Genomic DNA, 12,055 nt, shown 5'->3' with positions numbered 1-12,055 from the left:
TCATGTTTGTAAAACCTATATTCTCAAAATGTAATTGCATGTGCGGCTGAATTATTTAAAAATAAAAAGCCCCGCAATCTCTTGCAGGGCTTATGTTATATTGAATTCGTTTATCTAAACTTATTCTACAGCATAACTTGCCCCGCAGTCAATAAATCCCTCTAAAGGACGTACTGAACATTTTGGATTTGTATGTAGCTGTATAAATTTCATTTTCGTCGTTGCATTTATTTTAACAAAGCAAAGGTGCATTTATTTTTTTGATAATAACAAATTTTAAAAAGAATATTTTTTTATTAATACAGTCGTCCGTATTCAATAAATTAATTATGATGTAGTTATGCGCTCATTGAATAATTTATTATTTTTAGAACCTTTGGTCAGAAGCATTATAATCAGATTATGAATAGTGTAATAATAGACAAGCTGTTATCTATCGAAGCAGAGCAGCAGGTAAAAATATTATATGCCTGTGAGTCAGGAAGCAGGGCCTGGGGATTTGCATCACCGGATAGTGACTACGACGTGCGCTTTATTTATGCAAGGCCCACAACAGATTACCTGAGTATCAGGGAGAGACGAGATGTGATTGAAGTACCCGTGAATGCAATACTTGATATCAGTGGCTGGGATATAAGAAAAGCTTTACAGCTGTTTCTGAAATCCAATGCACCATTGTACGAATGGCTGCAATCTCCCATTGTGTATATGGAAACAGGCGGCTTTAAAGAAGAACTGGTAAAACTGGCAACAACGTATTTTTCCAACCGTGCGGGTTGTCATCATTATCTTTCTATGGCAAAGAATACTTTTGAAAATGATCTGCAGCAGGAAATGGTGAAGATGAAAAAGTACTTCTATGCATTACGCCCACTATTATCTGCGTTATGGATCGTAGAAAAAGGAAGCCTGCCTCCTATGACATTCGATCAGCTCCGGACGCTGATTACAGATGAGCAATGGAATACTGTTATTGATGATCTGCTGGAAAAGAAAAAAGTAGCAGATGAGAAAGGAGTGATCGCACCAGTTCCATTATTACAGGAATGGATAACATCAACATTAGCTTACTGCGAGGAAAGATCTTCTGATATACCTGCACTAAAGAATGATACACAGGAACTGGATATTTTATTCAGAAAATATATTAAGTAATGACCTTTGAACAGCTGATATCCGAACCACAACATCTTTTACTGAAATGCATCAGTGGTAGCAGAGCACAACAGTTACACCTGCCAACATCAGATACAGATATAAAGGGGATTTTTGTGTTGCGGCAACAGCAATTATATGGACTGCATTATGTACCGCAGTTATCCAATGAGACAAATGATGAGGTGTATTTTGAAATAGGCAGGTTCATAGATCTGCTGAGTAAGAATAATCCAAACATCATGGAGTTATTGGGAACTCCGGAGCAGAGTGTATTATTCCGTCATCCTTTAATGTCACTGATCCGTGTAGAGGATTTCCTGTCTAAGTTATGTAAGGATACATTTGCAGGTTATGCAGCAACACAAGTGAAGAAGGCAAAAGGGCTTAATAAGAAAATACATAAGCCGGTAGGTGAGGAAAGAAAAAGGGTACTGGACTTTTGCTACGTTGTAGAAGGAAATGGTAGTATCCCACTTCAGGAATGGTTAACTCAGCATGGATATTCTCAGGAGAATTGTGGCTTAACAAACCTGCCTCATTTTAAAGATGTATACTTATTATATCATGGTGAAAAGCTAAAAGGCATTGTGTCCGGAGAGCAGGCAAATGATGTGCAATTGAGTTCTATCCCCAAAGATATGATGCCACAAGGCGTCATGAACTTTAATAAGGATGGTTATTCTGTATATTGTAAAGAATACTATGAATACTGGGAATGGGTAAAGAAAAGGAATGAAGCAAGATATCAGAATACGCTTTCCCATGGGAAGAACTATGATGCAAAAAACATGATGCATACTTTTCGCTTGTTAAGTATGGCAGAAGAAATAGCAGCAGAACATAAAGTAATTGTGCAAAGGAATGACAGGGATTTCCTGTTAAAAATAAGAAGCGGGGCTTTTGAATATGAAGACTTATTAAAGATGGTGGCAGAAAAGCTGGAACGGATAGATGAATTATATCTTAATTCAGATTTGCCTGAGATGCCCAATGAGAAAAAAGCAGAAGAAGTTCTTATACAGATACGGGAACAATTTTATTAAAATAACCAGCTTCTCTCACTGACAACTGTTTTCTTTCTGATAGTAATCTGTTTAGTGAAAGTAGTGGGTGGCTGATTGGGACTGCTGAGAATAGTTCCCTTCACCGTAACAAGATAACTGTTGCCTGCCCTGCGGCTATCGAATGCGAAAGTAATAGAACCGGAAGAAGACTCATAACCAGGATGTACCAGTTTGCAATTCTCCGGTAATTCGTAGAAGGTTGGTACAAGTGGATCCGTATCGCATAGATTAGAAGTAACAGACATTAAGGAAGAAGAGCTTACTGTAACATCCAGGGTCTTTATATGGATCACCTCATGTACGTTTTCGAAGTTGAGGAAAACCCTTAACTCTTTATCACTATTGATCATAAACTCCGGCTTTATAGAAAGATGATTGCCTACATTGGTATAGGCTTCTTCCCTGTCATATACAATGATTGTATCCAACCTGTAAGAAAGGAAAAAATAGCAGCCGATAGCTATTGTCAACAGAACAAAAAACGTAGTAATGACGATTTTAAGCATGTAATAAAATTACACTTCTTTGTATTGTCCCGGCATCCCTGAAAACCATGGTTTTATATAAAAAAAGGATGACTATTGTCATCCCTTTTTCTGAGGTATAAAAATCTGCTTTAACTGTCCGACAAGGTCTCCCCCGCCATTTACAGAAATACTACTGATCTTATCAGCGATCTTCTCAACGTATTCCATTTCCTTCAACTTGAAAAGCATTTCGTTTTCTTCCATCAATCTGGCGGTATTCAGCAAGCTACGCGTACTGGCTGTTTCTTCCCGACGCATGATGATGTTCGCCTGCGCTTTCTTCTCCGCTACCAATACCTGGTTCATGATCTCCTTCACATCACCTGGTAAGATGATATCCCTGATACCGCAATCGGATACCGTAACACCCAATGCCTCTGCCTTTTCTTTTACAGCGGACAGTACCAGTGCAGAAATAGTATCCCGCTTATCCAGGAGTTCATCCAGTGTATAGGCAGAAACCTGTTCTCTTAATGCCAGCTGTAGTAATACGTACAACTGCTTGTCGTATTCCTTGCTTTCTATTACCTTGAAGATATCAGATATCTTGTACATCAAAGAGCAGTTTAAACGGATATTGGCTTTATCTTTTGTAAGAATTTCCTGTCCGTTCATTTCTATCTGTAACTGCCGGGTATCTGATATATATACAGCTAATACAGCAGGCGTTTTCCAGAAGTAGTAAATACCTGCCTCCAGCTTCTTCCTGAACTTCCCATCCTCATATAACAAGCCCTGTTCATAAGACTCTATAGTATATGTCTTTACATAAGGAGCAAGATCAGGTCTTAACAGAATAGCTCTGTCTACTGGCTCTGTGATCTCATATTTACCCAGGTCTATACTAATAGTAGTATATGTAATGACGCCCTTCCAGAAAGCATATCTTCCGGCAGCCAGGACTGATTTAAATAATCCGTTTTCATATAACAATACCAGTTCATTCTGCTTTACATCAATAACTAATAGTGCTTCTGCCAGTGCAGCATCCTGCAACAGCATGTTTATATCTAAGGGCGCAATGAAAGGCTGGGTCATATCATAACTGATCACAGTTGCTCCGGGTGCCACCCAGTATTTTCCTTCTGCCAGTAATTTTACAAGTCTGTTGTTTTTTAATACCAATGCTTTGTGATAAGCAGCAACATTTGTTCTAAGTGTCATATATCAAGTTTAAAAAAGTAAAAAGAAAACAGGTCAAAGCTTCCAATCCGTATCAGGCGGAGCCGGGCTTAAGTGGATGTTTGTTCAACAGGTTTTAAGTTTTGGGGCACTTAAAAGCCGGAGAACAGTCAACCGCGGTATCTGCCTTTGTCAGGCCGGCAACAGACTGCTATAGAACCTTTTGTTCTGAGCCAGGTTGCTTTTCCTGTTTCCCTCAGGTGGTGACAGTTTTAAAGTCTGCCAACTTTCAGTGATTGGATTCGTAATCCATCTGTTTGGTTCAACCAATGAGCCTTACCAGAGAGGCGAGGGATTTGAACCCTCAACCACGGAAAGCATTTCTGTAACAGCAGCATATTACCCACCATGGGCAGGCAATACTATGAGGGCTATCAGAAACCATCATCAGGTCCGTTACTAACATTAGTGCAATGCAAAGGTTGAAGACAAGTGCGCAGTTTTTTTGCGCAATAGATTTTTTTTCCTACTTTTTGAAAAATTCTATGGATGCCCGTCAACAAAAATGCTTTAATCCGCTATAAAACTATTGATGCATGCCTGCGGAACCGACGTAGAAAGTGGACGCTGGAGAACCTCATAGATGCCGTGTCTGATGCATTGTATGACTATGAGGGGATTGATAAAGGTATCAGCCGGCGTTCCGTACAGGCGGACCTGCAGCTGATGCGGAGTGATAAACTGGGATATAATGCGCCTATCATTGTTGTAAGCAAGAAGTATTATACCTACGAGGACCCTGCATACAGTATAACCAATATACCGTTGAATGAACAGGACCTGGGGCGTATGAATGAAGCGGTGGAGATTTTGAAACAATTCAAAGGGTTCTCTCATTTTAGTAGTCTGAATGAGGTGGTGCAGAAATTAGAGGACCACGTGTACGCTGCTGCACATAACACTCAAACGATTATTGACTTTGAAAAGAACGAGCGGCTGAAAGGGCTGGAATACCTGGAAATGCTCTATCAATCCGTTATACAGCAAAAGGCGATGATGATAACGTATCAGTCGTTCCGGGCTAAGGAAGAGAGGTCCTTTGTTTTTCATGTATGGTGGCTGAAAGAGTTTAAGAATCGCTGGTTTGCAGTAGGCGTGAAGGGGAAAGGCTTGCAGATCATGAACCTGGCACTGGACAGAATAGAGAATCTTGTTATAGCGGAAGATACTTTATATGTTGATAATGATGAGATTACCCCATCTGAGTATTATAAGGATGTAATAGGTGTGACGGTCAGCAGTACATTGAGGGCCGGTAACGTAAAACTATTTGTGAGTAATGAGCATGCGCCATATGTAACCACCAAACCGATGCACCATTCCCAGAAATTGCTGGAAACAAAAGAAGATGGGATTATTATCAATCTGAAAGTACAATTGAATTTTGAGCTGGAAAGAGAGATATTGGGTTATGCAGAAGGCATGAGGGTATTAGCGCCCGAATTTTTGCGCAAGCGGATTTTTAAGAAGCTAAAGCAGGGAGTGTATAATTATAATGATGAGAACGGGGCGGTTAATGCTTCGTAATCAGCTGATATTCCACAAAAATGAACTAATGAAGTGTAAGTATATCTGTTTGTTATTATTATTAACTGCAGGAAGAGCATATGCCCGTTCGGGTAATGATAGTTTATTAAACCAGTTGAACCGCACGATTGATAAAGCAGCGACGTACGATGCGGAAAAAGTTCAGCAGATCAATATATTAAGAAAGGCCTTACAAAAAGATGAACATCTGTCATTACAACAGCGATATGCTGTTTGTCAGGAGTTGTATGAACAGTACAAAGTGTTTAAATATGATTCCGCCTTTGCCTATGCCCAGCAGTTGCAGGCGCTGGCCAGGCAGATGAATGACCCGGCCAGGATCAATTATGCAGGTATTAAACTGGGTTTTGTGCTGCTTTCTTCCGGCATGTTCAAAGAAGCCGGTGACTATCTGGCAGCTATTGATGTAGCGGCTCTCTCCGATAGTGCCAGGGCTGAATATTACACGCTGAAAGGAAGGTATTATTATGATTTATCTGATTACAGCAGCGATCAATACTTTGCTCCGGGATATACCCTGCAGGGAAATAGCTGTATGGATTCTGCCCTGATACTTTTTAAACCGCATTCGTTTAGTTACGAATACAATTATGGGTTGATGTATCAGAAAATGGGGAATATGGATAGTGCCCGGTATTATTATGTGCGTGCTGTGGCCTTGAAGAATCTTACTACCCACCAGGTAGCCATCGCCACCTCTTCTCTTGGTAATATATATATACGCACCGGCAAAAAGGATAGCGCCATCATTATGATGACAAGAGCAGCTATCGCTGACATTGCTTCCAGTACGAAAGAAACAACGGCCATGTTTATCCTGGCAGGTCTGTTATTTAAAGAACAGGATGTAAAACATGCCTCCCGTTATATAGAGTATGCCGTTGCGGATGCCTCATTTTATGGAGCCCGTCTGCGCAAAGTACAGGTGAGCGCGATCCTTCCCATTATTGAGAGCGAAAAGATCAATACAGTAGAGGGGCAGAAGAAACTGTTGTTTGCCTATGCCGCCATCGTTACACTTCTTTTGCTTTTACTGGTATGGCTGGGGGTGATCATCCTCAGACAATATAAAAAGTTACAGGCAGCTCAGAAAGTAATTACGGCAGCCCATGCTCTCCAGCAGGAAATCAATTATAAACTGATGGAGGCAAACACAATTAAAGAAGAGTACATCGGTTATTGTTTCCAGGTGAACTCTGCTTACCTGGACAAAATCAAGAAATTTAAAAAACTGGCTGATCAAAAATTAACCGATAATAAATACGGAGAGGTAAAATACCTTGTAAATAATATTGATCTGAAAGAAGAACGGGAAGAGTTATTTCGGAATTTTGATCGTATCTTTCTGAAGATCTTTCCGAACTTCGTAGGGGTATTTAATTCTTTCTTCCGGGAAGAAGATCAGATCAGATTAAAGGATAATGAACTATTGAACACCGATCTCAGAATATTCGCCCTCATCAGAATCGGTATTAGTGATAATGTAAAAATAGCCCAGATATTAGAATACTCTGTAAACACAATTTATACTTATAAAACCAAGATCAAAAACAAGGCAATTATTCCAAAAGATGAGTTTGAAGAACGCCTTATGGATATAAAAGCAATGTGAAAATGATCCTATGATCCTTATATATATAAATGTATAATATAACTTTTCTGTATTGATAAACAGTTAGTTGTGATATATTATAACCCATTTTTAACCAATATTTTCTATATATCGACCATATAAATTGTTAACCAGTTGAAAGCTGATTTACTTTGATTTATTGAACTGCAATAGTGATTCACTTGTCGTATAAGCCATCATAATGGCACCACGTATTTAATTGATTTCAGTTATGAAAACAGCGTCCACGCATTTACAGTTATCAGTCAATCTATTTTTCAGGACAAAGTGTAAATGGAGTTATTACCCGGGTTAAGAGGTTAACTGAATACAATTTTATTCCACGTACAGAACAGCCAGCATCTCCTGCCGGTTCTAAATCTATTTCCCAATGGCATCAATATTCCACAAACAAATAAAAACTGATCTATGACCAATCTTCTATTTCGCAAAGTGCGCCTGTTATGCTCGCTATTACTGCTTACGGCAGGTATAGCCGGTGCACAGGCTCAAACTAAACCCATTACCGGTAAGGTAACCGATGAAAGCGGCATGGCCATCCCCGGAGCTTCCATCCAGGTAAAAGGTACCAGCACAGGTACTTCTACCGGAGTAGATGGTACTTTCAAACTAAACGCACCCACTAACGCTACTACCCTCATCGTCTCTTTTATAGGGTATGTTAAACAGGAAGTGATTATTACCGGCAAATCTGAAATTTCCGTTAGCCTGAAAGCAGAAAGTACCACATTAACAGATGTGGTAGTGGTAGGTTATGGTACCTCCCGCAAAAAAGACCTGACAGGTTCGGTTGTTTCTATTAAGTCCGCAGATTTTAATAAGGGGATCGTTACAGCTCCGGATCAGCTGATCCAGGGTAAGGTAGCCGGTCTGATGGTGGTAAACAACAGTGGCGCTCCCGGTGGTGCTACCACCGTAAGGATCAGGGGTAACTCCTCTGTAAGAACGGGTAACCAGCCACTGTACGTAGTGGATGGGATGCCTTTGGACGGCCGTACGGCAAAGCCATCTGTGGCTGCCAATGGCCTTGGCCAAACGCCAGATGCCAACCCGCTTAACTTCATCAACTCTTTCGATATTCAGTCTATGGACGTATTGAAAGATGCATCTGCTACTGCGATCTATGGTGCAAGAGGTGCCAATGGCGTGGTGATCATTACTACCAAGAAAGGAGCTGCAGGCCCTCCACGCCTGGATGTTTCCTATTCTGCCGGTGTAAGTAAGATCATGAAGAAACTGGATGTACTGGATGCTGCCGGATACAGAAGTGCACTGAAACAATACAATCTTACTGCCGGAGATGAAGGTTCCAGCTCCGATGGTCTGGAAAGCATTCTCCGCACAGGTACTACTCAGAACGTAAACGTAGGCGTGAGCGGCGGTAGTGATAATAGTATATACAGAGCCTCTTTTGGTTTACTGGATCAGCAGGGTATTGTGAAGAAAACAGGACTGAAAAAATATACAGCTAATCTGAACGGACAATATAAATTTCTGGAAAATAATCATTTAGGAATTGATTATACCGTACAGGCGGCCCATACTACAGAGCAGATTGCCCCTATTACCAATGATGCTGGTTTTACCGGTAGTTTAATAGGACAGGCACTGCAATGGAACCCTACCCTGGCATTACGCAAACCAGATGGTTCTTTCAATATACTGGGCGTTGGTTCGGCGATCAATCCGGAAGCAATGTCTGCTGCTTATGATGATAATGTAAACATCAACAGTATCCTGGCCAGCATCTCTCCTTATTTTAAATTCACGAACGACCTGGAATACCGTTTCACTTTCAGTATCAATCACCAGGTAGGTGAAAGGGAAACTCAGATAGCTTCTTTTATCAATATCGACCAGGTATTTGGTAATGGTCAGGCTTATTATGGAAATAATACCCTTACTTCCCGGTTGTATACACATACGCTGAACTATAACAAGCAGGTGACCAAAGCATTATTCCTGAGTGCCGTAGCAGGTTACGAATACCAGCGTTTTGATTACAAAGGCAGAAGCCTTGGCGGTCTTGGATTCTCTACCGATCAGTTGAAATACACAGATATCTTACAGAGTCCTTCTCAGACCAATACTTTCATGAGCTCTTTCCGCAATCCTAAATCAGAGCTGCAATCTTATTTTGGAAGGGCTAACCTGAACTTCTTTGATAAGTACCTGGTGACAGCCACTTTAAGAGCGGATGGTTCCAGCAAGTTCGGGACTAATAACAAATATGGTTATTTCCCTTCTTTTGCTGCAAAATGGAATCTTAGCAATGAAGCTTTCTTAAAAGATAACAGGACTATCAACCAACTGGCATTACGTGTTGGCTGGGGACTCACCGGTAACCAGGAATTTCCTGCCGGAGCTGCTCAGGAACAATACACAGTTAATTCAAACGGTGGTGCCAGTCTGAGTAACGTGGCTAATCCTAACCTGAAATGGGAAAGTTCCAAACAGCTGAATGCTGGTGTGGACTATACCTTCTTTGGTGGTCGCTTATATGGTAGCCTGGATTATTTCCATAAGAATACTACTAATCTCCTCTTTAACTTCCCTGCCATTCAGCCTGCACCGGCATCCAATTACTGGATCAACCTGCCCGCTAATGTCGTTAACAAAGGGGTGGAAATTGTGTTACGCGGAGATATCATTGCCACTAAGAACCTCACCTGGAACCTGGGCGTAAATGCTACTTTCCTGAAGAATGAACTGGAGAATTATGATGGCCCTCCGGTGCTGACAGGTTCCATCAGCGGACAGGGTGTGTCTAACGCTTATGCACAAAGGCTTGTTAATGGTAAACCACTGAACTCTTTCTATGTAAGACAGTTCCTTGGATTTGATGATAACGGTCAGGGTAAGTATACAGATGGTGGTAACAGCCAGTTTTTCCTGGGCAATCCTAACCCTACTGCTATGCTGGGTGTTAATACTTCCGTTAATTACAAACAATGGACACTGGGAATAAACTCACATGGTGCATTTGGTATGGATGTGTATAACAACACAGCTAATACAGTATTGCCAATAGGTAACCTCGGTTCCAGGAATATCTCAGCGAAACTGGTAGGTACCAAGGAAAGCCTGTCTAATCCAATCACTGTATCCAGCCGTTATCTTGAAAAAGCCAATTTCATGAAGCTGGATAATGCCACACTTAGTTACAATATCGGGAATATAGGAAAGGTGATCAAAGGAGCTTCTATTTATGTAACAGGTCAGAACCTGTTCATCATTACGAAGTATTCAGGATTTGATCCGGAAGTAAATACGGATAAGAGTATTAATGGTGTTACCTCTTTTGGTATTGAGTATTCACCTTATCCAACTGCACGGAGCTTCCTGGCAGGTATCAACTTCTCATTATAATTCACCGGTCTAAAAATTACAATTATGCGTTTTAATAAAGCATTCGTCATATTTTCTCTTGTGATAGGAAGTGGTTTGGCTTCCTGCACCAAGCTGGATGAAAAACTGGGTTCTACCCTTACACGTTCGCAGGCAGATTCTGTTATTCAGGTTTCTGCATTGTTGAAATCTGCTTACGATGGTTTACAATTGCCCTACCAGGACCAGAGTAACTACTGGGCCTTAGAGGAAATGACTGCAGATGAAGCGGTTGCTCCTACAAGGGGTGGAGACTGGGATGATAATGGTGTGTGGCGTTCATTGAAGCTCCATAACTGGACATCAGACCATACTTTTATTGGTAATACTTTCACTAATATTCTGCAACTGCAGTTCCTGGCGACCAATGTACTGAGCTTCCGCCCTACTACAGCACAGGCAGCTGAAGCACGTTTCCTGCGTGCCTGGGCTATGTATACGGTGCTGAACGGATGGGGACAGGTTCCTTTCCGCGCTCCCGGTGATACATTGCTGAACATGCCTAAAGTATTGACCGCCGCAGAAGCAACTGATTATATTATCAGCGAACTGACTGCCATCACTCCGGATCTCAGAGATGATGTACCGGCTTATACCGCTAATAAAAATGCTGCAAGGGCTTTACTGATGAAGTGTTATCTAAACAAAGGCGCTTTCCTCAACAGGAAATCACCTACGTTTGATGCCGCAGATATGGCCAAAGTAATTTCGCTGGCAGATGAAATTACAGCCAGTGGTAAGTATAGTCTGACTGCGAATTACTTCAACAACTTTTCCTTCAATAATGATGTGGTATCTAAAGAAAACATCTTTACACAGCAGAATGGTCCGGGGTTAAGTACTGTAAGAGGAGGTAATGCCGTGTTCTGTCATTGGGCGCCTACCCTGCATTATAACCAGGATCCAAGTGGCTGGAATGGATATACGACTATCTCTGATTTCTACGATAAGTTTGAAGTAGTGGATACCCGTAGAGGTGGCAGTTTTACAGGCGTAACAGATGTAACAGGCCTGAATGTAGGATTCCTGTTAGGCCAGCAGTATGGCGCCGGTGGCGTTGCGCTGGAAGACAGAAAAGGTCATGCATTGAATTTTACCCGCGAAGTAAAATTGCAGGAAACAGATCCTGCTACACTGGAAGTAACCGGTATCCGTGTAGTGAAATATCCTCCGGATATGACATCTAAAGAAACCAAGAGTAGCAACAACGCACAGAACGATTACGTTTTCTTACGTTATGCAGATGTACTGTTGATGAAAGCAGAAGCATTACTGCGTACCTCTGGTGCAGCAGATGCATTGCTGATAGTAAATAATCTCCGCACTACCCGTAAGGCAACTGCCTGGACAAGCATCACTCTCGATAACCTGATTGATGAAAGAGGTCGTGAATTGTACTGGGAAGGTTGGCGCAGGGAAGACCTGATCCGCTTCGGTAAGTTCCTCGATACCTGGCAGCTGAAACCTTCAGACGATCCTAAATACCTGTTATTCCCGATCCCAACCAGCGATCTGGCGGTTAACAAAAACCTCAAACAGAACGACGGGTATTAATA

At 41.5% G+C, this 12,055-nt stretch carries 8 protein-coding genes; 6 read left to right on the top strand and 2 right to left on the bottom strand.

What is annotated here, in order from left to right:
- Positions 1-402: 402 nt before the first annotated feature.
- Both BMW86_RS09895 and BMW86_RS09890 read left to right on the top strand, forming a co-directional pair.
- Complete coding sequence (locus tag BMW86_RS09895) at positions 403-1,155, top strand: nucleotidyltransferase domain-containing protein (RefSeq protein ID WP_089781353.1); 753 nt, start codon at positions 403-405, stop codon at positions 1,153-1,155.
- Positions 1,155-2,201, top strand: coding sequence for a DNA polymerase beta superfamily protein (locus tag BMW86_RS09890; RefSeq protein WP_089781351.1), 1,047 nt, complete (start codon positions 1,155-1,157; stop codon positions 2,199-2,201). The genes BMW86_RS09895 and BMW86_RS09890 overlap by 1 nt, the downstream gene beginning before the upstream one ends.
- On the opposite strand, the gene BMW86_RS09885 is transcribed toward BMW86_RS09890, so the two are convergent.
- Complete coding sequence (locus BMW86_RS09885; protein WP_089781349.1) at positions 2,198-2,728, bottom strand: hypothetical protein; 531 nt, start codon at positions 2,726-2,728, stop codon at positions 2,198-2,200. The genes BMW86_RS09890 and BMW86_RS09885 overlap by 4 nt on opposite strands.
- A 78-nt stretch (positions 2,729-2,806) precedes the next feature.
- Positions 2,807-3,913 (bottom strand): slipin family protein, encoded by a 1,107-nt coding sequence (locus BMW86_RS09880; protein ID WP_089781348.1) that lies wholly within the window; start codon positions 3,911-3,913, stop codon positions 2,807-2,809.
- Positions 3,914-4,420: 507 nt separating this feature from the next.
- Between BMW86_RS09880 and BMW86_RS09870 the strand changes: the two genes are divergently transcribed.
- The 4 genes from BMW86_RS09870 (at position 4,421) to BMW86_RS09855 (ending at position 12,053) form a co-directional block, all read left to right on the top strand.
- Positions 4,421-5,458, top strand: a complete 1,038-nt coding sequence (locus BMW86_RS09870; RefSeq protein WP_089781344.1) for a helix-turn-helix transcriptional regulator — start codon at positions 4,421-4,423, stop codon at positions 5,456-5,458.
- A 28-nt stretch (positions 5,459-5,486) separates the two neighbouring features.
- Positions 5,487-7,091, top strand: coding sequence for a DUF6377 domain-containing protein (locus tag BMW86_RS09865; RefSeq protein WP_089783624.1), 1,605 nt, complete (start codon positions 5,487-5,489; stop codon positions 7,089-7,091).
- A gap of 429 nt (positions 7,092-7,520) precedes the next feature.
- Positions 7,521-10,481, top strand: a complete 2,961-nt coding sequence (locus tag BMW86_RS09860; protein ID WP_089781342.1) for a SusC/RagA family TonB-linked outer membrane protein — start codon at positions 7,521-7,523, stop codon at positions 10,479-10,481.
- A gap of 24 nt (positions 10,482-10,505) precedes the next feature.
- Positions 10,506-12,053, top strand: coding sequence for a RagB/SusD family nutrient uptake outer membrane protein (locus BMW86_RS09855; protein WP_089781341.1), 1,548 nt, complete (start codon positions 10,506-10,508; stop codon positions 12,051-12,053).
- The last annotated feature ends 2 nt before the right edge of the window (positions 12,054-12,055 follow it).

It is taken from the genome of Chitinophaga sp. YR573, from assembly GCF_900110995.1.
Lineage (GTDB): Bacteria > Bacteroidota > Bacteroidia > Chitinophagales > Chitinophagaceae > Chitinophaga.
The sequence above is the reverse complement of the archived record's forward strand: the minus strand, read 5'-3'. Positions and strand labels throughout refer to the sequence as shown.

Bases quoted from the DNA above. Each gene is read 5' to 3' on its own strand.
- BMW86_RS09895 (WP_089781353.1), top strand. From the start codon at position 403: ATGAATAGTGTAATAATAGACAAGCTGTTATCTATCGAAGCAGAGCAG.
- BMW86_RS09890 (WP_089781351.1), top strand. From the start codon at position 1,155: ATGACCTTTGAACAGCTGATATCCGAACCACAACATCTTTTACTGAAA.
- BMW86_RS09885 (WP_089781349.1), bottom strand. From the start codon at position 2,728: ATGCTTAAAATCGTCATTACTACGTTTTTTGTTCTGTTGACAATAGCT.
- BMW86_RS09880 (WP_089781348.1), bottom strand. From the start codon at position 3,913: ATGACACTTAGAACAAATGTTGCTGCTTATCACAAAGCATTGGTATTA.
- BMW86_RS09870 (WP_089781344.1), top strand. From the start codon at position 4,421: ATGCCCGTCAACAAAAATGCTTTAATCCGCTATAAAACTATTGATGCA.
- BMW86_RS09865 (WP_089783624.1), top strand. From the start codon at position 5,487: ATGAAGTGTAAGTATATCTGTTTGTTATTATTATTAACTGCAGGAAGA.
- BMW86_RS09860 (WP_089781342.1), top strand. From the start codon at position 7,521: ATGACCAATCTTCTATTTCGCAAAGTGCGCCTGTTATGCTCGCTATTA.
- BMW86_RS09855 (WP_089781341.1), top strand. From the start codon at position 10,506: ATGCGTTTTAATAAAGCATTCGTCATATTTTCTCTTGTGATAGGAAGT.